Below are 26,393 nucleotides of genomic sequence, written 5' to 3' on the forward strand. Positions count from 1 at the left end.
ATTAACTTATGAGTTTAGCAGGAAAACGGATCGGCTTCGGTATTACAGGCTCCCATTGTACGTACAGTGAGATATTTCCACAGATCGAACAGCTGGTGAAACTTGGAGCGGAAGTGGTGCCGGTTGTCAGCAACACGGTTCAATTCACTGATACGTATTTCGGAGATGCGAAGGATCATTTGCAGAAAATTAGCGATCTGACACAAACGAAGATAATCAAAACGATTCCGGAAGCAGAGCCTCTAGGACCGCGGGAACCACTGGATTGCATGGTCATAGCCCCGCTTACAGGCAACAGTATGTCGAAGCTTGCCAATGCGCTCACGGATAGTCCGGTTTTGATGGCGACAAAAGCAACCTTGCGCAATGAGAAACCAATCGTACTGGGAATCAGTACAAATGATGCCCTTGGATTGAATGGAGTTAACTTGATGCGCCTGATGGCAGCAAAATATATGTATTTCGTACCATTCGGACAAGACGACCCGTATAAGAAGCCAAACTCCCTTGTTGCCGATATGACAAAACTTCCGGAAACGATTGAAGCCGCATTGCAATACAAGCAGCTGCAGCCCGTGCTGGTCCAACGTTTTTCCTAAACTCCCTAAACGGTAACCTATGATAGAAAAATTGTGATAGAATAGTGCTAGCGTTAAAATCAAATAGCGTACCAACCAGTATACGTATCCATTTAGATAGACAGGGAGAGGGTTATTCATGACACAGCAAGGTTATCATATCGCAGTAGTAGGCGCGACAGGCGCTGTAGGCCAAAAAATGCTGGAAACTCTCGCAGAACGCAATTTTCCGATCAGCGAGCTATCCTTATTATCATCCAGCAGATCTGCTGGACAGCAAATAGATTACAAAGGCAAAAGCTATACAGTAAAGGAAGCCAAACCGGAAAGCTTTGAAGGTGTGGATATCGCATTATTCTCTGCTGGCGGATCTGTATCCAAAGCATTGGCACCGGAAGCAGCAAAACGAGGAGCGGTAGTTGTCGATAATACAAGTGCATTCCGTATGGATCCGGATGTGCCTCTAGTAGTACCTGAAGTTAATGAAGGTGATTTGAAGCTTCATAAAGGAATCATCGCTAACCCGAATTGCTCCACTATCCAGATGGTGGCGGCGCTTGAGCCGTTGAAAGAAGCTTATGGTCTTTCCCGAATCATCGTCTCTACTTACCAAGCTGTATCCGGAGCTGGAGCAGTGGCAATTGACGAATTAAAAGATCAGGCACAGCAATTCCTGAATGGCGAGGACATGGAAGCAAGCGTCCTTCCAGTCAAAGGGGATAAACGCCACTTCCCTGTAGCATTCAATGCGCTGCCGCAAATCGATGTCTTTCAAGACAATGGCTACACATATGAAGAAATGAAAATGATCAATGAAACGAAAAAAATAATGCATGCAGAGGATCTTCATGTTTCGGCGACTTGTGTACGACTGCCGGTCTTCACTTCCCATGCAGAAAGCGTTTATGTCGAGCTTGGCCAGAACGGTCTCACTGTTAAAGAAATCCAGGAGAAACTGGCTGCGGCTGAAGGGATTGTGCTGGAGGATGATCCAAGTACACAGACTTACCCAACACCGCTTTCTGCAGCTGGCAAGAAAGAAGTATTTGTAGGAAGAGTACGCAAGGATCCGGATCATGACAATGGATTCCACCTTTGGATCGTTTCCGATAACCTTTTGAAGGGTGCGGCGTGGAATAGTGTCCAAATCGCAGAACGCTTGATCCAACATAACTTGCTTACAGTCTGAGGTGTAGAAATGAAAGTGTTAGTCCAGAAGTTTGGCGGTACGTCTGTTAGGGATAATCAGACGGAAGCCATCCAGCATATTGAAACGGCGCTCCAGGAAGGGAATAAAGTAGTGGTCGTTGTATCTGCGATTGGGCGATATCCTGATCCCTATGCAACTGATTCCTTACTGCAATTGGTCGGTATTCCAGGTGAGACGCATATATCAAAACGTGAGAAGGACTTGCTGCTATCATGCGGTGAGGTCATCTCATCAGTCGTCTTCTCGAATGCGCTTAATGCTAAAGGAATCCGAGCTGCTGCATTGACTGGGGCACAAGCTGGCTTTATTACCAATGAAGAATTCACAGCTGCCAAAATCAAAGAAATGCGAGTTGAACGTATTTGGGAGGAGCTAGAGACACATGATGTCGTTGTCGTAGCTGGCTTCCAAGGTATGACAGAGGATGGAGAAATCACTACAATAGGCCGGGGCGGAAGCGATACTTCCGCAGCTGCACTCGGCGCTGCTTTACAAGCAGAGTATGTCGATATCTTCACGGATGTAGAAGGAATCATGACAGCCGATCCGCGTGTCGTTGAAGAAGCACGTATGCTGGATGTTGTCACGTATACGGAAATATGTAATTTGGCTTATCAAGGTGCAAAAGTGGTACATCCGCGTGCAGTTGAAATTGCGATGCAGGCAAAGGTTCCGATGCGTGTCAGATCCACAGGTTCGCTATCAGAAGGAACGCTTGTTACATCGTCCAGGGACAATTTTGCAGGCAAGGATATTCCTGACCGGCTGATTACCGGTATCGCGCATCTTGCCGGTATTTCTCAAATCAAGATCGAAACGGATACGGATGCTTATAAAACACAGTCCCGTGTTTTCAAAGCGATGGCCGAAGCAAATATTTCTGTGGACTTTATCAATATTTCGCCAAATGGTGTTGTATATACGATTGCTGCCGAGCAGGTGATGCTTGCGCAGGATATCCTTGGTGAGCTTGGACTTGAGCCGAAAGTGATTAACAACTGTGCGAAAGTATCCCTAGTCGGTGCTGGTATGACAGGTATACCTGGAGTGACGGCGAAAATTGTCCAAACATTGACGGATAAAGAAATCGATATCCTGCAATCTGCGGATAGCCATACAACTATTTGGGTACTGATTAACGAAAAAGATCTTATAGCAGCAGTGAATGCGCTGCATGCGACATTCGAGCTTAGTCTATAAGACATGATAATTGTTGAAGGCAGAGGGGTTTTACGATGAAATTCGGTAAAGTTATTACAGCAATGGTAACTCCATTCGATAATCAAGGTCAGATTGATTTTGATGCAACTACTCGTTTACTCGACTATTTGATTGAGAATGGAACAGAGGCCGTCGTGGTAGCTGGTACAACCGGCGAATCGCCAACGCTTTCCCATGAAGAAAAGCTTTCTTTATTCCGCCATACAGTGAAAACAGTCGACGGACGGATTCCGATCATAGCTGGAACAGGAAGTAACAACACGCAAGCGAGTATCGATCTTACAAAAGAGGCAGAAGAAATTGGTGTCGATGCGGCGCTGATCGTTGCGCCATATTACAATAAACCAAACCAGCGAGGATTATATGCGCATTTTAAAGCAGTTGCAGATAGTACGAAGCTGCCTATTATGCTTTATAATATTCCAGGTCGCTCTGTTGTAAAGATCGAACCGGAAACAGTTATGGAACTATCGAAAATTTCGAATATCGTTTCTGTGAAAGATTCCACTGGTGACTTGAGCAGTATGACGAAGGTCATTACTGGTACGCCTGATGATTTTAGTCTGTACAGCGGTGATGATGATTTGTCTCTGCCAGTAGCTGCTATCGGCGGTAATGGAATCGTATCCGTATCCTCCCATATTGTCGGTAACGAAATGCAGGCTATGCTGCAGGCATATGAAGCTGGCAACGTCGGAGAAGCTGCACGCATTCATCAGCAGATCCTGCCGGTAATGCAAGGATTGTTCCAAGCTCCGAACCCGACACCAGTGAAAGAAGCGCTGAACCAAAAAGGTATCACAGTAGGCGGTGTGCGTTTGCCGCTAGTCGAACTATCTGAAGAAGAAAAAGAGAATATCAGTAAGCTATTGAAATAAATGAACAAAGAAGCAGGAGGAGTCCTCCTGCTTCTTTGTTTATGTATGTTGCCTCGCTCACTGTCCATACTAAAAGCAAGTATGGAAAGGAGCTAGGACTATGGCAAAGGAACGTAATGATAACCAAGAGAATGAAAACGAAGAATCCGGCGGTAAATCCATCCTAGAGAAAATCCAGCAGCTCGGCCAGACATCGGTTGCCCAGGCACCTGATTCCCGTGTACACGTGCTGTCTATCATCGGTCAGATAGAAGGACATATGCAGCTGCCGCCACAAAATAAAACAACGAAATACGAGCATGTCATTCCCCAATTGATCGCAATCGAACAGAATCCGAAAATAGAGGGATTGATTGTACTGATGAATACGGTCGGAGGAGATGTCGAAGCGGGTCTCGCACTTTCAGAGATGATTGCATCCCTCTCCAAACCGTCCGTATCAATCGTTCTCGGGGGCGGACATAGCATCGGGGCGCCTATAGCCGTAAGTACGGACTATAGCTTTATCGTACCAACAGCGACGATGACAATCCATCCAATCAGACTGACAGGCCTGGTCATAGGTGTTCCTCAAACCTTTGAATACTTGGATAAGATGCAGGACCGCGTCATCAGCTTTGTCACTTCTCATTCTTCGATAACCGAAGATAAATTCAAGGAGCTTATGTTTGCGAAAGGGAACCTGACACGTGACATCGGTACGAATGTTGTCGGAACAGATGCAGTTTCCTACGGGCTGATCCATGAAGTCGGTGGAGTACAGCATGCGATGAAAAAGCTGAATGAATTGATGGAGCAGCGAAAAGCATCCCTGAACGGGGAATTGCAATGATTTTGTACACGCCGCTCGCACCGGAAGATATTTTCCCTGTAGAGACAACCCAATTTGAGGCTCACCAAATTATTCAATACAATGGAAAAACAGTTCAAGCTGAACATTTGGGAAACGGTATGTACCGTGTTCACCAGCTTATGTCGACAGATCCTGCCGATTTTCTTGATGAAAACTGTGCACCAGGAAAATTGTTCTCCTTATAAATGAATACGTACGTTCGTCTTTTTGTCAGCTATGTTATACTGAATTCAGATGGCAAATTGACGTACAAAGTAGAAAACCCTTGTCGTTGGCAGGGGTTTTCTTTACATCTAAAGAAGTACATAAGCAATGCAAAACAAGGAGATTCCCTAAAATGGCTAAACGAAAAACAAAAAAACGACAAACTAAGTTCAAGCAAGTAATGAGCTTTGAAGTAATTGGGTTATTATTAGTATTTCTTGCTGTATTCGGCAGCGGGGCAGGAGCAATCAGTGACGGGGCAATACCAAACGCACTTGAGCATTTGTTCCGCTTCTTCTTTGGAAGCTGGTATTTCCTGCTTGCAGTATTTATGGGTGGGGTCGGCATCTACTTGATGGCCAGATGTAAAAGACCGAATCTGCTTCATAAGAAACTGATCGGATTATATGCAATCACCGCTGGTATTTTACTATTCACGCACATCCAGGCGTTTGAGGATAAGCTGAGTCAGGTGGAGCAGCCATCGATCATCAAGACAAGCTGGAATTATTATTTAGCTTATGTGCAGGACACGATCGATCCAGCGGCTCTGGGCGGAGGTATGATAGGGGCTATCCTTTTCGCATTAAGTTATTACCTGCTTTCTGCAACAGGTGCTAAGATCATCGCTTTCTTCCTGGTAGTAATCGGAATTCTGATTTTAACCAATACGTCCCTCAGTTCCTTAGTTCAAAAGCTGTTCGCGCTTCTGAGAAAAGGAGCAAATGCTACATCAGATAAAATGAAAGACAAGCTCTCGGAAACAAAGGAGCGCAAAAAAACGGAACGACCGCAGAGGAAGCGAAAACGCCAGCAGGTATTAGCAGAAAAGGAAGAAGCAGCAGAGGCAGAGCCAGAGCCTATTCATGAGGAACCAATCATCCAGGATTTCACGAATATTGCCTACGCAGATCCTGAGCCAGAAATCATCGAACCAATACAAGAGAAACCAAAAGAGATAGAAGAAGAATCTACCGATGAGAAAGAGGCACTGCCGGCGTCTGAGCTGGAAAACAGGGATTATCAGCTACCTAGCATCACGTTGCTGAAACAGCCCAAGAAGAATAGCCAAAAACAGGAACGCTCGCAGATTCAGGCTGTTGCACGTAAGCTCGAGCAGACGTTCCAAAGCTTTGGAGTCAAGGCAAAAGTAAGCAAGGTACATGTGGGTCCAGCAGTGACGAAATATGAAGTATATCCGGATACCGGTGTGAAAGTAAGCAAGATCGTCAACCTGCACGATGATTTAGCGCTTGCCCTGGCAGCGAAGGATATCCGGATTGAAGCGCCGATACCAGGTAAATCAGCTGTTGGAATCGAAGTGCCGAATAAAGAAGTAGCAAGTGTATCGCTGCGTGAGGTTTTGGATAACAGTCAAGTGAAAGCCGGATCCAAGCTGAGCTTTGCGCTTGGTCGTGACATATCTGGAGAATCAGTGGTGGCAGAGCTTAACAAGATGCCCCATTTGCTTGTAGCTGGTGCTACTGGAAGCGGGAAAAGTGTATGTATCAACGGCATCATTACCAGCATCCTGATGCGGGCCAAACCGCATGAAGTGAAAATGATGATGATTGATCCGAAAAAAGTGGAGCTGAATGTGTATAATGGCATTCCCCACTTGCTGACACCGGTCGTGACGGATCCGAAAAAAGCATCCAGGGCATTGAAGAAAGTTGTAGCCGAGATGGAGCGCAGATATGATCTGTTCTCAGATTCTGGTACTAGAAATATCGAAGGGTATAATGCGTACATCCAAAAGCAGAATGAATTGAATGATGAAGAGCAGCCTTTCCTGCCATTCATTGTCGTACTGGTTGATGAGCTTGCCGATTTGATGATGGTCGCTTCCAGCGAGGTGGAGGATGCCATTACCAGACTTGCACAGATGGCACGTGCTGCGGGGATACATTTGATTATCGCAACCCAGCGTCCGTCTGTTGACGTTATAACTGGCGTCATCAAGGCCAACATCCCGTCACGTATCGCTTTTAGCGTTAGTTCCCAAATCGATTCCCGGACAATCCTGGACGGCGGCGGAGCTGAAAAGCTGCTCGGACGAGGAGATATGCTGTTCATACCGGTTGGTTCTTCAAAGCCGACCCGTATTCAAGGGGCCTTCCTTTCCGATGAGGAAGTGGAGAATGTCGTAAATCATTGTATTGAACAGCAAAAAGCACAATATCAGACAGATATGATTCCAGATGAAGAACAGGAAGTACAGTCAGAGGTGGAGGATGAACTTTACCATGATGCTGTCTTCTTAGTAACAGATATGCAAAGTGCCAGTGTTTCCATGCTGCAGCGCAGATTCCGCATCGGTTATACGAGAGCGGCTAGGTTGATAGATGCAATGGAAGAGCGGGGAGTAGTAGGACCTTATGAGGGGAGTAAGCCACGGCAGGTGTTGGTTTCCAAGTCGGCGGAGGACAAACTATCGTAGGACATAATTTTCAAGAAAAGTATCAAAAAGTAGTTGAATCAACCCAAAAAAATCGACAATATTCGTGTTTTTGTAAAATAAGTATTTATTTTATGTAAAAAGCATGTTATATTATGTTCGAGTGAAGCGGATTGTAGTAATTATGTCCTATTAATCTACTAATTATGTATCAGGCTTCAACTTAGTTATTAATCTATATTTGGGGGTTACTATCTTGAAAATGCGTCGTTATGCAGTACTTTTAGGTTTGCTTCTTGTCGTAGGTGTCGTGCTTAGTGCATGTGGATCCGGCGGCAGCTCCGAGCAGGGCGGAAGCGAGAGCAACAGCTTTAAAACAGCTATGGTAACAGATACTGGCGGTATTGATGATAAATCATTTAACCAGTCTGCTTGGGAAGGTCTTACACAATTCGGTGAAGACAACGACCTAAAAGAGAAAGAAGGCTATGACTACCTTCAATCTAACAGTGCATCTGATTATGCAACCAACTTGAATCGCCTTGTGCAATCTAATACGGATCTAATCTTCGGTGTTGGATTCAAGCTTGCAGAGGATATCACTAAAGTTGCTGATCAGAACAAAGAAACGCATTTTGCCATCATTGACTCCGTCGTAGAAAAAGATAATGTAGCGAGCATCGTATTCGAAGAGCAGCAGGGCTCATTCCTAGCAGGTGTAGCTGCAGCGACGAAATCTGAATCCGGTAAAATCGGTTTCGTTGGTGGAGAAGAAAGTGAATTGATTAAGAAGTTCGAAGCAGGATACGTAGCTGGTGCGAAATCAGTCAATAAGGATATCGAAGTGGATGTACAGTATGCAGGTTCCTTCGGTGCTCCTGACAAAGGTAAATTGATTGCATCCAACATGTACAACTCTGGCGTAGATGTAATCTATCATTCTGCCGGTGGTACAGGTAACGGTGTATTCGCACAAGCAAAAGATTTGAAAAACAATGATCCAGAAGGAAACTACTGGGTAATCGGTGTTGACCGTGACCAGTATGATGAAGGCCAAATTGGGGACAACAACGTGACTCTTACAAGCATGCTGAAAGCTGTTGATGTTGCAGTAGCTGATGTTGCGCAGAAGTCCAAAGATGGCAATTTCCCTGGTGGAGAAATCGTATCTTACGGTTTGAAAGATGATGGAATCGGTATTGCAGAAACAAACAAAGAAGCATACACAGACGATATCAAAACAGCTGTAGACGAATGGAAGCAAAAGATCATCGATGGTGATGTAACTGCTCCAACTACGGATGACGAACTGAAAGCATATGTAGATTCTCTATAAGAAACCAGAAGGGCTAGAGTACGCACTCTAGCCCTTTATAAAAAAATCTTCAACTGAAGCGTCTATATTAGACAATTCCCCGCTTCATTTGACGATTTTTTTTTGAACAGAATCAAAGAAAGTTCGTAATTCCGAGAAGGAGTGTAAAATATGGAGAATTATGTAATCGAAATGCTGAACATTCGCAAAGAATTTCCCGGAATTGTCGCCAATGACAACATCACGCTTCAAGTGAAAAAAGGAGAAATCCATGCGCTGCTAGGAGAAAATGGCGCAGGAAAGTCCACATTGATGAACGTCCTGTTCGGTCTTTATCAGCCGGAAAAGGGAGAGATCCGCGTAGACGGAAAGAAAGTCGAAATCAATGATCCGAATGTTGCCAATAGATTAGGTATCGGAATGGTGCACCAGCACTTCATGCTTATCGACACCTTCACAGTTGCACAAAATATCGTGCTTGGCAGTGAACCGAAAAAAGGGCTTAAGATTGATATGAAAAAAGCGGTTCGTGAAGTGCAGGAACTTTCAGATCGTTACGGTCTGCAAGTGGATGCCACAGCGAAAATCAGCGATATTTCCGTTGGTATGCAGCAGCGTGTGGAAATCCTGAAAACATTGTACCGCGGTGCAAATGTGGTCATTCTGGATGAGCCTACCGCTGTATTGACACCACAGGAAATAAAAGAGCTTATCGTTATTTTGCGAACGCTTATCAAAGAAGGCAAGTCTATCATTTTGATCACACATAAACTGAAAGAAATCATGGAAGTTTGTGATCGCTGTACGGTAATCAGGAAAGGGCAGGGTATCGGAACAGTTGTTGTATCCGAAACGAACCCGAATGAACTGGCTTCCTTGATGGTAGGCCGTGAAATACGCTTCTCAACGGAGAAGAAACCAGCCGAACCAAAAGAAACAATTCTTTCCATTGAAGGTCTGACAGTACAGGATTCCAGGCATGTGGACATGGTGAAACAACTGGATCTTGATATCAGAGCAGGCGAAATTGTCGGAATTGCCGGAGTAGACGGAAATGGTCAAACAGAATTAATTGAGGCAATAACCGGACTTCGTAAGAAATCAGCAGGCAAAGTCACATTGAAAAATCAGGATATTACCAATATGCCAGTTCGCGCCATTACGGAAAGCGGAGTAGGGCATATCCCCCAGGACCGCCACAAGCTTGGTCTCGTGCTTGATTACTCTATCGGAGAAAACATTGTACTGCAAACATATTACCAAAAGCCTTTTTCAACTGGCGGCTTCCTGTCCTTCAAACGGATTTTCGATAAAGCAAAAGCCCTGATTGCGGAATACGACGTTCGTACTCCTAGTCATTTATCGAAAGCGCGCACTCTATCCGGGGGTAACCAGCAAAAAGCAATCATTGGTCGTGAAATTGACCGTAACCCGGATTTGTTGATCGCAGCTCAGCCGACACGTGGTCTTGATGTAGGGGCCATTGAATTCATCCATAAGCGTCTGATCGAACAGCGTGACCAAGGAAAAGCTGTCCTGCTCGTTTCGTTCGAACTAGATGAGATTTTGAATGTAAGTGATCGTATTGCTGTTATGTTCGATGGGAAAATCATTGCAACAGTAAATCCGAAGGAAACAAATGAACAGGAGCTCGGATTATTGATGGCAGGTTCGAAGCTTGAGAAAGAAGGGGCGCAAAACTAATGTTTTCCAGCACAAAGTTCAATTTCATCATACCAATCATCTCGGTCATCCTTGGTTTGGTTGCCGGTGCAATCATCATGCTTATATTCGGTTATAATCCGATTCTCGGCTATCAGGCACTATGGAATGGCGTTTTTGACAGCCCGTTCTTCATGTCGGAAACTGTTAACCGTATCACACCATATATACTGACCGGTTTGGCAATCGCTTTTGCTTTCCGTACCGGATTGTTCAATATCGGTGCTGAAGGTCAGGTGCTAGTCGGCTGGGTTGCGGCTGTATGGGTAGGTACTGCTGTTGATGCACCAGCCTTTATCCATCTGCCATTAGCACTTCTTGCAGCAGCTGCTGCAGGAGCACTTTGGGCTTTTGTTCCGGGTATCTTGAAAGCGAAGCTCGGTGTCCATGAAGTTATCGTCAGCATCATGATGAACTATATCGCACTTCATATTACGAACTATCTGATCCGATCTGTGCTGACAGATAACCAGGAGACAACAGAGCCAGTTAAACAAACTGCCTCTTTGACTAATGATTTCCTGATCGGATTAACAGGATCCCGTTTGCACCTTGGTTTCATCGTTGCACTATTGATGGTGCTGGTTATGTGGGTCATCCTTGAACGCACGAAGATCGGGTATGAGTTGAAAGCCGTAGGTTACAACCAGCATGCCTCCAATTATGCAGGTATGAAAGTGGAACGAAACATTGTCATCTCAATGCTGATTTCGGGTCTTTTCGCAGGACTTGCTGGGGCAATGCAAGGTCTTGGAAGCTTCGGTAATGCATTCACGAATACAGCATTCTCAAACCTTGGTTTTGATGGTATCGCGGTAGCGCTTCTAGGCGGAAACAACCCGTTCGGCGTCGTATTATCAGCCAGCTTGTTCGGATTCCTGAAAGTGGGCTCACTTAATATGTCCACAGCTGGTGTACCAAATGAAATCATCGAAATCGTCATTGCATTGATCATTCTTTTTGTTGCTTCCGGCTTCATCATCCGCTGGGCACTGCTGCAATTGAAAAAAGGGGAGAAAAAATAAAATGCTGGATATACTTTATTCCATTATTCCGCAAACGCTGTTCTTTGCCGCTCCTCTTATTTTCACCGCATTGGGCGGTGTGTATAGTGAGCGTTCTGGCGTTGTCAATATCGGCTTGGAAGGCCTCATGGTCATAGGGGCTTTCTCTTCGGTAACGTTCAATTTGATGTATGCTGATGCTTTAGGCACGGCCACACCTTGGATTTCCATATTGGTTGCTATGGTTGCCGGTATGCTATTCTCCTTGATCCATGCGGTTGCTACGATCACTTTCCGTGCAGATCAGACGGTTACAGGGGTAGCGATCAACATGCTGGCACTTGGATTTGGTGTTTTCATGATCAAACAGATATTCGGAAAAGGCCAAACGGATTTCATATCACAGCCGATTTATACAACGGACGTTCCATTATTGGTCGACATTCCTGTGATCGGTAATATGTTCTTTAACAATATGTATGTTACGTCGTATGTTGCTATTGTTCTTTCCTTCCTTGCATGGTATGTGCTTTATAAGACTCCATTTGGTCTTCGTATCCGTGCAGTTGGGGAGCATCCAATGGCAGCAGACACGAATGGTATCAAAGTATATACGACAAGATATATCGGCGTAATCATATCTGGTGCACTCGCCGGAATCGGTGGTGCAGTGTTCGCGATGACTATATCTCAGAACTTCTCTGTATCTACAATTGCTGGTCAAGGATTCATGGCGATTGCAGCAGTGATCTTCGGAAAGTGGAACCCGCTTGGGGCAATGGGAGCAGCTTTGTTCTTCGGCTTTGCCCAGTCTTTAAGCGTTGTTGGTTCTTCCATTCCATTGCTTGAAAATGTACCGCAAGTTTACTTGCTGATTGCACCTTACGTACTGACCATTCTTGCTTTGGCAGGATTCATCGGCCGTTCGGTAGCGCCAAAAGCAAGCGGTGTTCCTTATATAAAAGGAAGCCGCTAAGACGAAAGACCCGATGCTTTTTAGGCATCGGGTCTTTTTGTGCAAACCGATTCGTTTACTTCTGGGCTTTTTTTCATTAATATGGTAATCATAGCGAGGATTGTCGGATATATATAAGCAAAACTAGAGAAGCTATACATAACAGAAGTCAGGGAGGTTCCTTATGAAAATCGCAGGAGAAGAAATCATCACAGGAAAAGGTGCGACGCTGCACCTTATACCGACTAAAAAATATAAGACAATCAGTATAGCCGTAAAGCTACAGGCGCCGCTTGAGCGGGAGACTATCACGGCAAGAGCACTGCTTCCATATGTACTGCAGCAGGGTACAGCCAATCTAACGGATGCGCGTGCATTACGTCTCAAACTCGACGACTTGTATGGTGCTATCCTGTCTATTTCTGGTACGAAAAAGGGCGAGAAGCATATCATCACCCTTCGTCTCGATGTTGCCAATGAGAATTATCTGAGCGACCGGACTCCGCTCTTCGAAAAAGCAGTTGATCTGCTCCGTGAAATCTTGTTTGAACCAAAAGCGGAGAATGAAGCCTTCACAGAGTCTATCGTTTCACGCGAAATGCAAACGCTGAAACAAAAGATGGTTGCTTTGAAGGATGATAAGATGAGCTATGCGAATATGCGTCTTATCGATGAAATGTGCAAAGGCGAACCGTACAGCCTTCATGTGCACGGGTATGAAGATGAACTGAAGGACATGGATGGCCGCAAGCTGTATGGTTTTTATGAGAAAATGCTGAAGCAGGACAAAATGGATATTTACATTCTTGGAGATGTAGAGAGAGAACTTGCCGAAAAGGCCGTGCAGCCATTCCTGGAAAGAGATATCGCTTCCCATGACGAACGAACAGCTTCTGTACATCCAGCTTCTGCTGATGTAAAGGAAGTAATCGAGGCGCAGGATGTACAGCAAGCCAAGCTTCACCTTGGTTATCGGACGAATATCCGTTACGACGATCCTGATTATGCAGCGCTGCAGGTGTTTAATGGATTATTCGGCGGCTTCCCAAGCTCGAAACTGTTCCGGAATGTCAGGGAAAAACACAGCCTTGCTTATTATGCTGCTTCACGATTTGAGAGTCACAAAGGCCTGTTATTTGTTTTCTCCGGTATTGATCCGAAAGATTATCAGAAAGCAAAGGAAATCATCGATGCCCAGCTTGCAGCCATGCAGGCAGGAGAATTTGAAGAATCAGAAGTTGAAGAAATAAAAGATTTAATCGTCAGTCAAATATTGGAGACAATCGACAACCCGGCAGGTCATATTGAAACGTTATACCAACAAGTGATGGGGAACAAAAATATAACGATCGAGCAGATGCTCGATACCATCCGACAAGTAAGCCTGGACGATGTACTTCAAGTTGCGAAAAAAGTCCAATTGGATACTGTATACTTGCTGACGAATAAGGAGGCTGAGAAGAATGCATAAGAAACACTACGAACAATTACAGGAATCCATCTACGCAGAAACGCTGCCTAACGGTCTGAAGGTGTTCTTGCAGCCGAAGCCGGAGATGGCGAAAACATACGCGATCTTCTCAACGAATTATGGATCTATCGATCAGACCTTCGTTCCGCTTGATGGCAAAGAGAAAATTACCGTACCAGAAGGTATTGCACATTTCCTGGAGCATAAGCTTTTTGAAAAAGAGGATCGGGACGTGTTTCAGGACTTCACCAAACAAGGTGCATCTGCAAATGCTTTCACTTCCTTCACGCAGACAGCTTATCTATTTTCTGCGACTTCACATATAGAAGAGAATGTGACAACCCTGCTTGATTTTGTGCAGGATCCTTATTTCTCAGATAAATCGGTTGAAAAGGAAAAAGGTATCATCGCTCAGGAAATTCGTATGTATGATGATCAGCCAGATTGGCGCTCTTTCTTTGGTACCATCCAAAGCCTATTCCAATCCCACCCTGTAAGAATTGATATAGCAGGGACTGTGGAATCCATTCAGGAAATTACGAAAGAAGATCTCTACACATGCTATAACACATTCTATCATCCATCGAACATGACCTTGTTCGTGACAGGCAATATTGATGAAGAGAAAATGATTGAACTTATCCGGGCAAATCAGGATAGCAAGACATTCGCACCACCTGCTAAGATCGAGCGCTTCTTCCCTGAAGAGCCTGAAACTGTGGCAGAAATGAAAAAACAAGTCCGCATGCCGGTCAGTGTGTCAAAATGCATGGTCGGGATAAAAGAGAACACTGATTATGCATCTCCGGAATCGTATCTGAAACAAGAATTGCTAACGGATATGGTACTGGATTATTATTTCTCCAAGAGCGGCGTCTACTATGAGGAATTATATAAGGATGATTTAATTGATGACAGCTTCGGCTTCGAAACGAGTCTGGAGAAAAACTTTGGCTTCTCCATCATCGGCGGTAATACGAAAGAGCCGGACCGCTTTGCTGATACAGTCAAAGGAATGCTGCAGCGAATGAAAGATCATACCGTTTCCGAAGCGGAAATGGAGCGGATGAAGAAAAAGACGATTGGTCAGATGCTAAGAGCAATGAACAGCTTGGAGTTTGTTTCCAATCGTTTCATCCAGTATCATCTTGCTGGGGTGGATCTGTTCGATATTGTACCAGCAATCGAAAAACTGACTGCGGCCGATGCAAATGATTTTCTGAAAAGCTGGTTCAGTGAAAATCGGTTGGCTGTATGCCAGATCCTGCCGCAGGAGGCATAAGCATGGGCAAGGTTATTTTCATTACGGGCGCAAGCGGAGCTATCGGCTCTGCTTGCGCCCGTCAGCTTGCCAGTGAAGGGCATCAGCTATTGCTTCATTACAATAAAAATGAACAAGCGATGGAAGCACTTTGCCATGATATATCGGAAAGTGTGCTCGGTACAGTCAAAGCTGATTTGACAGAAGAAGCTGATTTGACGAAGCTTCTCCGTTTTCTGTCTTTTCCGATCGATCAGTTCGTTTATGCTGGCGGTATGGCCCATTATGGCATGTTCCAGGATATGACGAACAAAGAGATGGATGACTTGCTTGCGGTGCATGTAAAAGCGCCATGGAGGATATGCCAGCATATTCTGCCGCCGATGCTTGCACGCAGAAAAGGGGAAATCGTCATTGTTTCTTCTATTTGGGGAGAAAGAGGGGCGAGCTTTGAAGTCGCATATTCCAGTGTCAAAGCTGCTCAAATCGGTTTTGTCAAAGGTATGGCGAAAGAGGCCGGTACAAACGGTGTACGAGTTAATGCTGTAACACCGGGAGCGATCGAAACTGGGATGAACAGCCATCTATCTCAGGAAGAAAAGATGCAGCTGACAGGAGATATTCCAATGGACCGTTTCGGGCAAGTTAGCGAAGTAGCGGATGCTGTCAGTTACCTGCTGAGTGATAATTCTTCCTATGTGAACGGACACGCCCTTCAAGTAAACGGCGGCTGGTGAAATTAAGTCATATTTTTTGTATAAGTTATCCCCTTCTGTCAAAAGCTAAGATGCAAGCTAATGAAGGAGGAATACACCATGTCTGTTCTTGATAATTTTGATTCTTGGAAAGACTTCCTAGGTGATCGCCTGCATCAGGCGCAAAGCAAAGGGATGGAGAACGATACTGTCTCTGGCATTGCATATGAAATCGGGGATTATCTTGCGACGAAAGTAGACGCAAAGAACACAGAAGAAAAAATCCTTCGTGACCTTTGGACTGTCGCATCCCAGGATGAGAAGCAAGCAATCGCCAACATTATGGTAAAGCTTGTCCAAGACAATGGCCACACACGCTGAATAAGCGGCCAACTTCATTGAAGCCTGCTTCTTTCTAAGAAGCAGGTTTTCTTTGTAGCTTCCAATAAGTTTGTTATGGCTTTTCTAATCTACCGTTTTCCTTTATAGTAATAATAGGTTTTCGTTATATATGACGCTATTTTCCTGTAAAGGAGCTTTTCTATGGAAACATTGGAATGGTACTTGGAATATGAAATCCAGCATAACCGGCCGGGATTATTAGGGGACATCTCTTCTTTGCTCGGTATGTTATCCATCAACATCAAGACGATCAATGGGGTGGAGAACCAACGGCGTGGCATGCTGCTTTCGGCAGAAAAGGAATTACAGATCATTCGTCTCCATTCCATTCTGCGGACGATGGAACATGTACATATCACAAAGTCCAGGGAGCCGAAGCTTCGAGATCGGCTTGCTGTCAGGCACGGAAGGTATATACATAGGGATGTGGATGATAAGAAGACATTCCGTTTTGTCCGGAGTGAAATCGGACTTCTGGTCGATTTCATGGCAGAATTGTTTAAACAGGAAGGCTCTAAGGTAATAGGAATACGTGGGATGCCTCGTGTCGGGAAAACGGAATCGATTGTCGCTGCCAGTGTCAGTGCCAATAAACGCTGGCTATTCGTCTCCAGCACCCTACTGAAGCAAACTGCCAGGAACCAGCTGCTGCAGGATGAATACAATGAGGACAACCTCTTTATCATCGACGGAATTGTTTCGACAAGCCGCGCGAGTGAGCGTCATTGGGAGCTAGTACGCGAAGTGATGCGGCTCCCTGTAGCCAAGGTAATCGAACATCCAGATATATTCGTCCGGGATACGGAGTTTACATTGGATGATTTCGATTATATTATTGAACTTCGGAATCACGATGATGAAAAAATCATTTATGAGCCGGAATTCAGACAGATTTAAGCAATTTTAAAGATGGATGGTGGTATTAATGGACATTGGTGCAAAGCTCCGGGAGGCAAGAGAGTCCAAAGGAATGACTTTGGAAGACGTACAACAGCGCACCAAAATTCAAAAGCGTTATTTGAAAGCGATTGAAGAGAATAACCACAGCGTCATGCCAGGTGAATTCTACACACGTGCTTTCATTAAGGAATACGCGCAGACAGTAGGACTTAATCCAGATGAAGTGCTCGAACCGAAACAACAGCAGCAGGAAGCAACAGCAGCTGCCCCGGTTCAGGAAGAGAGTGAGGCACCTTCCCGCCAGGAACGCAGCCGCGTTCGGGAAAATGACAGGCCTCCCCGCAAGGAACGCAAAGGCATTCCGTACTTATCTTCCATCATCATCGGATTGATTGTTTTGGCAGCTATTATTGTTGTCGTCTTCATTTATGCAGGCGGATCTAACGATAATAATGATAATAATTCCGCTAACCAGCAGCAGAATGAAGATCAGGTAACGTCACCTGAGAGTGATCAGTCTGCTGAGCAGGAATCCGATGCTGAACAAGCTGCTGACTCTGAGGAGCAAGCAAATGATGCTGCTGAAGAAGAGCAAGCACAGCAGGAAGAGGAGCAGGCAGAACCAAAACTTTCTGTGGACGAAGAAGGTACTGCCAGCAACCCTGTTACAACTTATACACTGGAAAATGCCGGTGATGAAGTAACATTGAAACTTTCTGCAGAAGATGGAGATGCGTGGCTGCAAGTCGGCGATGGCAATAACGCCGGCAATGTTTACACTGGCACCATCGCTTCCGGAAGTGAACCGGTTGAGCAGGACATAAGTGATTTAGAGACAGTTTCCATCAGAACTGGTTTTGCCAGAGCAACAAAACTGGAGATCAATGGTCAGGAACTGACTTTCCCGATTGATAATGATGTTCAGACCATTACGGTAAATATCAAGAAATAATGATAAAAGTTAAACCCTTTACGTTTATGGAAAGGGTTTAACTTATGTTTATCTGTACATACATAGGAGGCAGACATGAATATACCTAATAAAATTACTTTATCCCGAATTTTCCTGATCCCGATTTTCATTATCCTGCTGGCAGTTCCATTTGATTGGGGAACAATCGATATTGGTGACACAACACTCCCAGTGAACCATTTGGCTGGGGCGATTTTATTCATCATTGCATCATGTACTGACTGGGTGGATGGTTACTATGCCCGCAAATATAATCTGGTGACGAATCTTGGGAAATTCCTTGATCCACTAGCAGATAAGCTACTTGTTTCAGCTGCGCTCATTTTACTGGTACAATTAGACTTAGCGCCGGCTTGGATCACAATCGTCATCATCAGCCGTGAATTTGCTGTTACAGGATTGCGTCTTGTTGCCGCAGGTGAAGGTCTTGTAATGGCAGCAGGTAAAATGGGTAAGCAGAAAACGGCGGTTCAAATTGTTGCTATCAGCGCATTGCTGCTGCATAATTGGCCGTTTTCATATCTCGGTTTTCCGTTTGCTACGATATGCCTGTATCTTGCACTGATTCTGACGGTCGTGTCTGGAGTCGACTACTTTGTTAGAAACTGGAGTGTCATGAAGGAGTCGAAATAAAATGAAGCAAATCAATGCAGAAGTGATAGCTGTAGGAACAGAGATTCTCATAGGTCAAATCAACAATACGAATGCACAATGGATTTCCAAGCTACTGGCTGATAACGGAATCAACGTATTTTATCATCACGTGGTAGGCGATAATCTTGCTCGTGTGCAATCGTCCTTCGCAAAAGCGCAGCGTGATGCAGACCTGGTGCTCGTAACTGGCGGACTCGGCCCGACAGAGGATGATCTGACAAGGGAAGCCTTTCAGCTCATATCCGGCCTAGAGATGCATGAAGACAAAGTTTCCATGGATCGTATCAAAGAGTTCTTTGTTAAACGAGGCCGTACGATGTCTCCGAACAACCATAAGCAAGCCCGTGTTTTTGAAGGTGCAAAAGTACTGGAAAATACAGTCGGTATGGCGCCAGGCATGCTTGTAGAGCATGATGGAGTGGTATGGGCGTTTATGCCAGGTGTTCCTCGTGAAATGAAGCAGATCATGTCTGATCATGTTATGCCTTATGTTCGTGAGAAATATCAGCTTCAATCTGTGTTGCAGTCCCGCTTGCTTCATTTCATCGGAATTGGGGAATCACAGCTTGAAACGGACTTGCTTGATTTGATCCAAGTACAGGAAAATCCAACGATTGCAACGTATGCCTCTGAAGGGGAAGTTGCTGTGCGGCTTACAGCCCGTGCAGAAACGAAGGAAGAAGCTGACCGTTTGATCGATGTCATTGAAAAAGAAGTGATGGCGCGCGTCGGTCAATACTTTTACGGCTACGATGAAACATCTGTTCAGCAGCAAGTGTTCGAGCTGCTGAAGAAACGGCAGTTTACATTGGCCAGTGCAGAAAGCCTGACAGGCGGACTGTTCGCGGATGCCCTCGTTTCCTTGAGCGGCGCTTCCGAGGTCTTCCTTGGCAGTTTTGTCACGTATGCACCTAGCATGAAACAGCACGTGCTTGGCGTGAAGGAGGAAACGATCCAGAAGGAAGGCACTGTAAGTGCGCAATGCAGCATTGAAATGGCCGAAAATGCAGTGCGCCTTACGGGAGCCGATATCGGTATCAGTTTCACTGGTGTTGCCGGCCCGGATAGTTCCGAAGGTAAGGAGCCTGGAACTGTCTATATCAGCCTCCATGAAAAAGGCAAACAGACACGTACTACGGAGCTCTCCATTCGGAGCTCGCGTCAAGGTGTACGGGCGCAAGCGGTGAAGAAAGGCTTCGATATGCTGTTCCATTATTTAAAATCGTGATTTGACACTTGTTTGAAGCGGATAAATGTTCTTTTTACCTGAATGAATTGTCTTTATTGGTGTGTTCGGGAGAAATAAAAAAAGGGAACATTTATTCGCTTTTTGCTTGTTATATCTCAAAAAACAAGTTAGAATAGATATAGATAATCCAAAGGAGGAAATACATTTGAGTGAACGTAAACAAGCCCTTGATATGGCTTTGAGACAAATAGAGAAACAATTCGGGAAAGGTTCCATTATGAAACTAGGCGAAAGAGCAGAACAGAAGGTTTCTACTGTTTCCAGCGGCTCTCTTGCCCTTGATATCGCACTTGGTGTAGGCGGATATCCTAAAGGCCGTGTTATCGAGATTTATGGACCTGAATCCTCTGGTAAAACAACTGTTGCCCTGCATGCAATTGCAGAAGCACAGCGCAATGGCGGACAAGCAGCTTTCATCGATGCAGAGCATGCGCTTGATCCAGTTTATGCACAGAAGCTAGGCGTCAATATCGACGAGCTTTTGCTTTCTCAGCCAGATACAGGAGAACAAGCATTGGAAATCGCCGAGGCGCTTGTACGAAGCGGAGCGGTTGACATCGTCGTTGTCGACTCAGTGGCTGCCCTTGTACCGAAAGCAGAGATCGAAGGGGAAATGGGAGATGCTCACGTTGGTTTGCAGGCTCGTTTGATGTCTCAGGCACTTCGTAAATTGTCCGGAGCAATCAACAAGTCCAAAACGACTGCTATCTTCATCAACCAGATTCGTGAGAAAGTCGGCGTAATGTTCGGTAACCCGGAAACAACACCTGGTGGACGCGCACTTAAATTCTATTCCTCTGTCCGTTTGGAAGTACGACGTGCTGAGACTCTTAAGCAAGGCAATGACATGGTCGGTAACAAAACGAGAATTAAAGTAGTGAAAAATAAAGTAGCTCCGCCGTTCAAACAAGCGGAAGTAGATATTATGTACGGAGAAGGGATTTCCAGAGAAGGGGAACTCATCGATATCGCAAGCGACTTGGATATTGTTCAGAAAAGCGGAGCTTGGTACTCCTATAATGAGGAGCGTCTTGGCCAAGGACGTGAAAATGCGAAGCAGTTCCTGAAAGAGAACCCGGAAATTGCTACAACAATTCAGATGACTGTACGCGACCACTATAACTTAGATGCAGATAAGAAGCTGCCGGAAGAGGCGCTGTCAGAAGAACAGGAATCATTGGATATGTAAGAAAGAGCCTTCGGTTACAGCCGAAGGCTTTTTATATAGGATAATCTGCTAGTACTTTCCATGTTTTCTTGACAACATGCGAACACAGGATTAAAATTGATTTGTATAATTCTCTTTTTTATTATACTTCTCAAAGGTTACCATAGTTTTTTTATGAAAAACATTGTGCATGCCGACAGACATGTTTGTACAATTTCATAGCAGGGGAGGTGAAATCATGGAACTATTTTACCTAATCATCTCCATTTTGCTTGCTCTAATCGTCGGTGGTGTTGTTGGTTATCTTGTTCGCAAATCTATTGCTGAGAAAAAGATCTCCAGTGCGGAGGAATTGGCGAAGCAAATAGTAGAAGAAGGCCATCGCAATGCGGAAACGTCTAAGAAGGAAGCACTTCTCGAAGCGAAGGATGAGAACTTCCAGCTGCGTCAGCAGACGGAGCAGGAATTACGTGAGCGTCGTCTTGAACTGCAGAAGCAGGAAAACCGTCTGATGCAGAAAGAAGAGAATCTGGACCGTAAAAGCGATACGCTTGATAAGCGTGAAGTTACGTTAGAGAAAAAGGAACAATTATTAGCTGAAAAACAACAACAAATTGAAGAATTGGAAAGCAAAGTGGAAGTCTTGGTGAAAGAACAGCAGCTCGAGTTGGAGCGGATTTCCGGCTATACGTCTGATGAAGCACGTCAAATCGTGCTGGATAAAGTCGAGAAGGAAGTTGCCTTCGATGCAGCTGTCATGATCAAAGATGCGGAACATCGTGCCAAGGATGAGGCCGATAAGAAAGCGAAGAGCATTCTTTCCCTTGCACTTCAGCGCTGCGCAGCCGATCACGTTGCGGAAACGACTGTATCAGTCGTGAACTTGCCGAATGACGAGATGAAAGGACGCATTATCGGACGGGAAGGCCGTAACATTCGTACGTTAGAAACGCTTACAGGAATTGATCTGATCATTGATGATACACCTGAAGCGGTCATCCTGTCCGGTTTTGATCCTGTCCGTCGTGAGATCGCACGAATCGCACTCGAGAAACTTGTCCAGGATGGACGTATCCACCCAGCTCGTATCGAGGAAATGGTGGAGAAATCCAGACGCGAAGTGGATGAGTATATTCGCGAGATAGGTGAGGAGACGACCTTCGAAGTTGGTGTACACGGTTTGCATCCGGATCTTGTTAAGATACTCGGAAGATTGAAGTATCGCACAAGTTACGGCCAGAACGTATTGAAGCACTCGACAGAAGTCGCTTACCTAGCAGGATTGCTGGCAGCTGAGCTTGGCGAGGACGTTACCTTGGCAAGACGTGCAGGTTTACTGCATGATATCGGTAAAGCAATCGACCACGAAGTCGAAGGCAGCCACGTTGAAATCGGGAAAGAACTCGCAATCAAATACAAAGAGCATCCGGTGGTCATCAACAGCATCGCTTCCCACCACGGGGATGAGGAAGCAACATCGATTATTGCAGTGCTTGTCGCTGCAGCAGATGCCCTTTCCGCAGCCCGTCCGGGAGCGAGAAGCGAGACACTGGAGAACTACATCAAGCGTCTGGAGAAACTGGAGGAGATTTCAGAATCCTTCCAGGGTGTGGAGAAATCCTTCGCAATTCAGGCTGGACGTGAGATCCGTATCATGGTTAAACCGGATGAAATCAACGACTTGGAATCCATCAAAGTCGCACGGGATATCCGGAAACGTATTGAAAGCGAGTTGGATTATCCAGGACATATTAAAGTCACGGTTATCCGGGAAACACGCGCAGTTGAATATGCAAAATAAGAAAGCGGCCCTGTGCCGCTTTTTTTAGTGTTAAACTATAATTAGTACAAGTTGAGATGCAGAAAGGGATTTGATTATGAAGTTATTATTTATCGGAGATGTTGTCGGCGAGCCGGGACGTCAGATGGTGCAAGAATATTTACCGCGCTTGAAGCAGCGTTATCAGCCGCAGCTTACCATTATAAATGGAGAAAATAGCGCTGACGGTAAAGGTATCAATGAGCGGATTTATAAGCAGTTCCTTGAATGGGGAGCACAAGCGATCACCATGGGTAACCATACATGGGATAAGCGGGATATATTTGAATTCATCGATGATGCAAAGTACCTTGTCCGTCCATCAAATTTACCGCCAGGTACACCTGGTAAAGGGATTATTTATGTGAAGGTGAATCAGCATGAAATAGCAATCATCAATTTGCTGGCAAGAACGTTCATGATGCCTGCAGATGATCCATTCCGTGAAGCTGATCGCCTCATTGAAGAGGCACGTAAACGGACGAATTTGATTTTCGTCGATTTCCACGGAGAAGCAACCAGTGAGAAGCAAGCTTTTGGATGGTATGTCGATGGACGTGTCAGTGCTGTCGTTGGTACCCACACACATACGCAGACAGCTGATGAACGGATATTACCGTCTGGGACGGCATATATTTCCGACGCCGGAATGACAGGGCCATATGAAGCGATCCTCGGGATGGAGCGGGAAGCAGTCATTAAAAGATTCCTTACAGGTCTCCCGGTACGTTTTGAAGTACCAAAAAAGGGTAAATCACAATTAAATGGAGTAGTAATCGATCTGGATCCGCAAACGGGGAAGGCTTCTTCCATCAAACGCATCCTGATCAATGATGACCACCCGTACATGGATTGATCTTTGCTGCTCCTTCACTAGGTCTTTTGTTTACAGTATGAACCAGTACAGGCCATATCACTTTTTTCAGACATCGCCCGAAATGGGCATATCTACTATCTTGCAGAAATATAGTAAAAAGGAAAGTAGCTCAGTAAACGAAGGAGGTACCAGTGTTGGATATACTAAAAGTTTCAGCGAAATCCAATCCAAACTCAGTAGCAGGCGCACTTGCGAACGTATTAAGAGAACGTGGCTCAGCGGAAATCCAGGCAATCGGAGCAGGAGCACTCAATCAATCAGTGAAAGCTGTCGCCATTGCGAGAGGCTTTGTTGCCCCGAGTGGTGTTGATTTGGTTTGTATCCCGGCATTTACGGATATAATGATCGACAATGAAGAACGGACTGCCATCAAATTGATAGTAGAACCACGATAAGTCCCGCCAAAGGCGGGGCTTTTTTTATTTCCAATACTTGGACACAGCATCATGCATTGGTATACTGGAGACAAACGCAAGAATGAATGGGGGAGCAGGAATAAGTGAATGAAGAACAGCGTAAATCCGTGAGTTTGATAGCTGCAGAACAGTCCAAACAAGTTGAGAAGCCGCTGCATGAGAAGACTACAGACGATTTCGCGAAGTATTTCCAGACGACGTATCAGCCGCCGAATTTGAAGCAGGCGAAGAAGCGGCGCAGAGAAGATGTTACGTTCCATTATGATTTCACGATTCCCCCAGAAATGCAGGAAGCAGGTCTTGGAAAGAAGTTCCTCATCCGTACGTACGGATGCCAAATGAATGAACATGATACCGAAGTGATGGCTGGACTGTTCATGGAAATGGGATATTCTCCGACAACTGAAACAAATGAGGCAGATGTGATCCTTCTCAATACTTGTGCCATACGAGAGAATGCTGAGAATAAAGTGTTCGGTGAGATTGGTCATCTGAAGCCATTGAAGCTGGAGAAGCCGGATTTGATTATCGGAGTATGCGGATGTATGTCCCAGGAGGAAGCAGTTGTAAATCGAATTTTGAATAAGCATCATCATATTGATTTGATTTTTGGGACACACAATATCCACCGGCTTCCGCAGCTCTTGAAAGAAGCACAATTCAGCAAGGAAATGGTTTTGGAAGTATGGTCCAAAGAAGGCGATGTCATCGAGAACCTCCCAAAAGCACGAAAAGGAAAGATTAAGGCATGGGTCAATATCATGTATGGCTGCGATAAGTTCTGCACATATTGTATCGTCCCATACACGCGCGGTAAGGAGCGGAGCCGGCGTCCAGAGGATATCATCCAGGAAGTGCGACAGCTGGCGGCTCAAGGATATCAGGAGATCACACTGCTGGGTCAGAATGTGAACGCATACGGTAAAGATTTGCCTGATCTTGATTTTGGCCTTGGGGATCTTATGAATGAAATCAGGAAGATTGATATACCGCGAGTGCGTTTCACGACTTCCCATCCACGGGACTTTGATGATAAACTAATAGAGGTACTAGCCCAAGGCGGGAATCTTCTTGATCACATACATTTGCCTGTTCAATCCGGGAGCAGTGACATACTCCGGCTAATGGCCCGGCGCTATACGAGGGAGGAGTACTTGACTCTTGTAAAGAAAATCAGACGTTCTATTCCGAATGTTACACTTACGACAGATATCATTGTCGGTTTTCCGAATGAGACCGAGGAGCAGTTTCAGGAAACATTAACTCTTGTAGAGGAAGTCGGTTTTGAGGCAGCATATACGTATATTTATTCTCCTCGTGAAGGGACACCTTCTGCCAAATGGGAGGATAATGTCCCTATGGAAGTGAAAAGAGAGCGCCTGCAGCGATTAAATAGGGTGATAGACGAACATGCAGCGAAGTCGATGCGTGCTTATGAAGGCAAGATCGTGCATGTGCTAGTCGAGGGGGAAAGCAAGCGGAACCCCGACGTGCTGGCTGGTTATACCGAAAAGAACAAGCTAGTCAATTTCCGAGGACCAAAGTCGGTGGTCGGCAAGATCGTCCCCGTTCGGATAAAACAAGCTAAAACATGGTCGCTCGATGGAGAATTAACAGAAACAACAGCGGAGGTACACATATAATGAGTTATTCCACCGAAGATATCCTCAAACAAGCTGAAGTGTTGGCTGAAGACATGGGCAATCTGGATGAGATTGAACATTTCCACCAGCTGGAATCGAAGCTTAATGAGAACAAAAAGGTGCAAACATATATCAATCAAATTAAAATGAAGCAAAAGCAGGCTGTCAATTTGCAGGCTTATGGCAAACGGGAAGCCCAGCAGCAGATGGAAAAGGAAATTGATGATCTGCAAGCAAAGATCGACAGCATACCTGTCGTCCAGGAATTCAAAGAATCCCAGGTTATCACGAACCATATTCTGCAGAGCATTTCCCAAAATATCCAGCAGACGGTCTTTCAGGATGGAGAAACGGACAAATAAGTCCGTTTCTTTTTTTTATTTTTGGGCTCTCCAGTCGATATGCTATCAATAACCTCTTTTTAGGCAGTTACATAGAATAAAGGAGCGTCCAGCTGTGGTGCGAGATTGTATTTTTTCTGACACCATAGGTGAACACCCTGCATAACATGACTATGTAAAAAGAGG

General features: G+C 45.2%; 25 protein-coding genes. All 25 read left to right on the plus strand.

What is annotated here, in order from left to right:
- The first annotated feature begins 8 nt into the window (after nucleotides 1-8).
- Complete coding sequence (locus tag ACH6C1_RS07485; RefSeq protein ID WP_095223164.1) at nucleotides 9-599, plus strand: dipicolinate synthase subunit B; 591 nt, start codon at nucleotides 9-11, stop codon at nucleotides 597-599.
- A gap of 118 nt (nucleotides 600-717) precedes the next feature.
- Entirely contained in the window at nucleotides 718-1,767 is a 1,050-nt protein-coding gene (locus tag ACH6C1_RS07490; RefSeq protein ID WP_095223165.1) for an aspartate-semialdehyde dehydrogenase, read from the plus strand.
- 9 nt (nucleotides 1,768-1,776) lie between these two features.
- A complete protein-coding gene (gene dapG, locus ACH6C1_RS07495; RefSeq protein ID WP_374076045.1) occupies nucleotides 1,777-2,988 on the plus strand; it encodes an aspartate kinase in 1,212 nt (403 codons plus the stop codon).
- Nucleotides 2,989-3,023: 35 nt separating this feature from the next.
- The gene (gene dapA, locus ACH6C1_RS07500) at nucleotides 3,024-3,887 is read left to right on the plus strand and encodes a 4-hydroxy-tetrahydrodipicolinate synthase (RefSeq protein ID WP_374076047.1); all 864 of its coding nucleotides are present in this window, start codon (nucleotides 3,024-3,026) and stop codon (nucleotides 3,885-3,887) included.
- Nucleotides 3,888-3,987: 100 nt separating this feature from the next.
- Nucleotides 3,988-4,719 carry a ClpP family protease gene (locus ACH6C1_RS07505; RefSeq protein ID WP_095223168.1) on the plus strand — a complete coding sequence of 244 codons (732 nt, stop codon included), beginning with the start codon at nucleotides 3,988-3,990 and terminating at the stop codon, nucleotides 4,717-4,719.
- Nucleotides 4,716-4,925: a YlzJ-like family protein gene (locus ACH6C1_RS07510; protein WP_366249633.1), complete on the plus strand. Its 210-nt coding sequence runs from the start codon at nucleotides 4,716-4,718 to the stop codon at nucleotides 4,923-4,925. Before ACH6C1_RS07505 ends, ACH6C1_RS07510 begins: the two co-directional genes overlap by 4 nt.
- Before the next feature lie 152 nt (nucleotides 4,926-5,077).
- On the plus strand, nucleotides 5,078-7,384 hold the full coding sequence (locus tag ACH6C1_RS07515; RefSeq protein ID WP_374076050.1) for an FtsK/SpoIIIE family DNA translocase: 2,307 nt from the start codon (nucleotides 5,078-5,080) through the stop codon (nucleotides 7,382-7,384).
- Nucleotides 7,385-7,598: 214 nt separating this feature from the next.
- Nucleotides 7,599-8,678, plus strand: coding sequence for a BMP family lipoprotein (locus ACH6C1_RS07520; protein WP_095223171.1), 1,080 nt, complete (start codon nucleotides 7,599-7,601; stop codon nucleotides 8,676-8,678).
- A 150-nt stretch (nucleotides 8,679-8,828) separates the two neighbouring features.
- Complete coding sequence (locus ACH6C1_RS07525) at nucleotides 8,829-10,361, plus strand: ABC transporter ATP-binding protein (RefSeq protein WP_095223172.1); 1,533 nt, start codon at nucleotides 8,829-8,831, stop codon at nucleotides 10,359-10,361.
- The gene (locus tag ACH6C1_RS07530; RefSeq protein WP_095223173.1) at nucleotides 10,361-11,404 is read left to right on the plus strand and encodes an ABC transporter permease; all 1,044 of its coding nucleotides are present in this window, start codon (nucleotides 10,361-10,363) and stop codon (nucleotides 11,402-11,404) included. Before ACH6C1_RS07525 ends, ACH6C1_RS07530 begins: the two co-directional genes overlap by 1 nt.
- A 1-nt stretch (nucleotide 11,405) precedes the next feature.
- Entirely contained in the window at nucleotides 11,406-12,359 is a 954-nt protein-coding gene (locus ACH6C1_RS07535; RefSeq protein WP_374076054.1) for an ABC transporter permease, read from the plus strand.
- 163 nt (nucleotides 12,360-12,522) lie between these two features.
- Nucleotides 12,523-13,809 (plus strand): EF-P 5-aminopentanol modification-associated protein YfmF, encoded by a 1,287-nt coding sequence (gene yfmF, locus ACH6C1_RS07540; RefSeq protein WP_374076056.1) that lies wholly within the window; start codon nucleotides 12,523-12,525, stop codon nucleotides 13,807-13,809.
- Nucleotides 13,802-15,091 carry an EF-P 5-aminopentanol modification-associated protein YfmH gene (yfmH, locus tag ACH6C1_RS07545; protein ID WP_374076058.1) on the plus strand — a complete coding sequence of 430 codons (1,290 nt, stop codon included), beginning with the start codon at nucleotides 13,802-13,804 and terminating at the stop codon, nucleotides 15,089-15,091. The genes yfmF and yfmH overlap by 8 nt, the downstream gene beginning before the upstream one ends.
- Before the next feature lie 2 nt (nucleotides 15,092-15,093).
- A complete protein-coding gene (gene ymfI, locus ACH6C1_RS07550) occupies nucleotides 15,094-15,807 on the plus strand; it encodes an elongation factor P 5-aminopentanone reductase (protein ID WP_374076060.1) in 714 nt (237 codons plus the stop codon).
- A 78-nt stretch (nucleotides 15,808-15,885) separates the two neighbouring features.
- Nucleotides 15,886-16,146, plus strand: coding sequence for a DUF3243 domain-containing protein (locus ACH6C1_RS07555; protein WP_095223178.1), 261 nt, complete (start codon nucleotides 15,886-15,888; stop codon nucleotides 16,144-16,146).
- Between the two features lie 162 nt (nucleotides 16,147-16,308).
- Entirely contained in the window at nucleotides 16,309-17,064 is a 756-nt protein-coding gene (locus ACH6C1_RS07560; protein ID WP_095223179.1) for a DUF3388 domain-containing protein, read from the plus strand.
- Between the two features lie 28 nt (nucleotides 17,065-17,092).
- Nucleotides 17,093-18,019 (plus strand): helix-turn-helix domain-containing protein, encoded by a 927-nt coding sequence (locus ACH6C1_RS07565; protein WP_374076063.1) that lies wholly within the window; start codon nucleotides 17,093-17,095, stop codon nucleotides 18,017-18,019.
- A 75-nt stretch (nucleotides 18,020-18,094) separates the two neighbouring features.
- Complete coding sequence (gene pgsA / locus ACH6C1_RS07570; RefSeq protein WP_095223181.1) at nucleotides 18,095-18,673, plus strand: CDP-diacylglycerol--glycerol-3-phosphate 3-phosphatidyltransferase; 579 nt, start codon at nucleotides 18,095-18,097, stop codon at nucleotides 18,671-18,673.
- Nucleotide 18,674: 1 nt separating this feature from the next.
- Nucleotides 18,675-19,922, plus strand: coding sequence for a competence/damage-inducible protein A (locus ACH6C1_RS07575; RefSeq protein ID WP_374076066.1), 1,248 nt, complete (start codon nucleotides 18,675-18,677; stop codon nucleotides 19,920-19,922).
- Nucleotides 19,923-20,088: 166 nt separating this feature from the next.
- Nucleotides 20,089-21,132: a recombinase RecA gene (gene recA / locus ACH6C1_RS07580; RefSeq protein WP_095223183.1), complete on the plus strand. Its 1,044-nt coding sequence runs from the start codon at nucleotides 20,089-20,091 to the stop codon at nucleotides 21,130-21,132.
- A gap of 217 nt (nucleotides 21,133-21,349) precedes the next feature.
- Nucleotides 21,350-22,912, plus strand: a complete 1,563-nt coding sequence (rny, locus tag ACH6C1_RS07585; protein WP_095223184.1) for a ribonuclease Y — start codon at nucleotides 21,350-21,352, stop codon at nucleotides 22,910-22,912.
- A gap of 76 nt (nucleotides 22,913-22,988) precedes the next feature.
- Nucleotides 22,989-23,786 (plus strand): TIGR00282 family metallophosphoesterase, encoded by a 798-nt coding sequence (locus ACH6C1_RS07590; protein WP_374076069.1) that lies wholly within the window; start codon nucleotides 22,989-22,991, stop codon nucleotides 23,784-23,786.
- 155 nt (nucleotides 23,787-23,941) lie between these two features.
- Nucleotides 23,942-24,202, plus strand: coding sequence for a stage V sporulation protein S (locus tag ACH6C1_RS07595; RefSeq protein ID WP_093726526.1), 261 nt, complete (start codon nucleotides 23,942-23,944; stop codon nucleotides 24,200-24,202).
- A gap of 104 nt (nucleotides 24,203-24,306) precedes the next feature.
- Nucleotides 24,307-25,866, plus strand: coding sequence for a tRNA (N6-isopentenyl adenosine(37)-C2)-methylthiotransferase MiaB (gene miaB, locus ACH6C1_RS07600; RefSeq protein ID WP_374076071.1), 1,560 nt, complete (start codon nucleotides 24,307-24,309; stop codon nucleotides 25,864-25,866).
- Complete coding sequence (locus tag ACH6C1_RS07605; protein ID WP_374076073.1) at nucleotides 25,866-26,228, plus strand: YlbF/YmcA family competence regulator; 363 nt, start codon at nucleotides 25,866-25,868, stop codon at nucleotides 26,226-26,228. The genes miaB and ACH6C1_RS07605 overlap by 1 nt, the downstream gene beginning before the upstream one ends.
- Nucleotides 26,229-26,393: the final 165 nt, after the last annotated feature.

The sequence above is a fragment of the Terribacillus sp. JSM ZJ617 genome, from assembly GCF_044383785.1.
GTDB lineage: Bacteria > Bacillota > Bacilli > Bacillales > Amphibacillaceae > Terribacillus.

What these genes read in the sequence shown, in the direction of transcription:
- ACH6C1_RS07485 (WP_095223164.1), top strand. Translation starts at nt 9, where the DNA reads ATGAGTTTAGCAGGAAAACGGATCGGCTTCGGTATTACAGGCTCCCAT.
- ACH6C1_RS07490 (WP_095223165.1), top strand. Translation starts at nt 718, where the DNA reads ATGACACAGCAAGGTTATCATATCGCAGTAGTAGGCGCGACAGGCGCT.
- dapG (WP_374076045.1), top strand. Translation starts at nt 1,777, where the DNA reads ATGAAAGTGTTAGTCCAGAAGTTTGGCGGTACGTCTGTTAGGGATAAT.
- dapA (WP_374076047.1), top strand. Translation starts at nt 3,024, where the DNA reads ATGAAATTCGGTAAAGTTATTACAGCAATGGTAACTCCATTCGATAAT.
- ACH6C1_RS07505 (WP_095223168.1), top strand. Translation starts at nt 3,988, where the DNA reads ATGGCAAAGGAACGTAATGATAACCAAGAGAATGAAAACGAAGAATCC.
- ACH6C1_RS07510 (WP_366249633.1), top strand. Translation starts at nt 4,716, where the DNA reads ATGATTTTGTACACGCCGCTCGCACCGGAAGATATTTTCCCTGTAGAG.
- ACH6C1_RS07515 (WP_374076050.1), top strand. Translation starts at nt 5,078, where the DNA reads ATGGCTAAACGAAAAACAAAAAAACGACAAACTAAGTTCAAGCAAGTA.
- ACH6C1_RS07525 (WP_095223172.1), top strand. Translation starts at nt 8,829, where the DNA reads ATGGAGAATTATGTAATCGAAATGCTGAACATTCGCAAAGAATTTCCC.
- ACH6C1_RS07530 (WP_095223173.1), top strand. Translation starts at nt 10,361, where the DNA reads ATGTTTTCCAGCACAAAGTTCAATTTCATCATACCAATCATCTCGGTC.
- ACH6C1_RS07535 (WP_374076054.1), top strand. Translation starts at nt 11,406, where the DNA reads ATGCTGGATATACTTTATTCCATTATTCCGCAAACGCTGTTCTTTGCC.
- yfmF (WP_374076056.1), top strand. Translation starts at nt 12,523, where the DNA reads ATGAAAATCGCAGGAGAAGAAATCATCACAGGAAAAGGTGCGACGCTG.
- yfmH (WP_374076058.1), top strand. Translation starts at nt 13,802, where the DNA reads ATGCATAAGAAACACTACGAACAATTACAGGAATCCATCTACGCAGAA.
- ymfI (WP_374076060.1), top strand. Translation starts at nt 15,094, where the DNA reads ATGGGCAAGGTTATTTTCATTACGGGCGCAAGCGGAGCTATCGGCTCT.
- ACH6C1_RS07555 (WP_095223178.1), top strand. Translation starts at nt 15,886, where the DNA reads ATGTCTGTTCTTGATAATTTTGATTCTTGGAAAGACTTCCTAGGTGAT.
- ACH6C1_RS07560 (WP_095223179.1), top strand. Translation starts at nt 16,309, where the DNA reads ATGGAAACATTGGAATGGTACTTGGAATATGAAATCCAGCATAACCGG.
- ACH6C1_RS07565 (WP_374076063.1), top strand. Translation starts at nt 17,093, where the DNA reads ATGGACATTGGTGCAAAGCTCCGGGAGGCAAGAGAGTCCAAAGGAATG.
- pgsA (WP_095223181.1), top strand. Translation starts at nt 18,095, where the DNA reads ATGAATATACCTAATAAAATTACTTTATCCCGAATTTTCCTGATCCCG.
- ACH6C1_RS07575 (WP_374076066.1), top strand. Translation starts at nt 18,675, where the DNA reads ATGAAGCAAATCAATGCAGAAGTGATAGCTGTAGGAACAGAGATTCTC.
- rny (WP_095223184.1), top strand. Translation starts at nt 21,350, where the DNA reads ATGGAACTATTTTACCTAATCATCTCCATTTTGCTTGCTCTAATCGTC.
- ACH6C1_RS07590 (WP_374076069.1), top strand. Translation starts at nt 22,989, where the DNA reads ATGAAGTTATTATTTATCGGAGATGTTGTCGGCGAGCCGGGACGTCAG.
- ACH6C1_RS07605 (WP_374076073.1), top strand. Translation starts at nt 25,866, where the DNA reads ATGAGTTATTCCACCGAAGATATCCTCAAACAAGCTGAAGTGTTGGCT.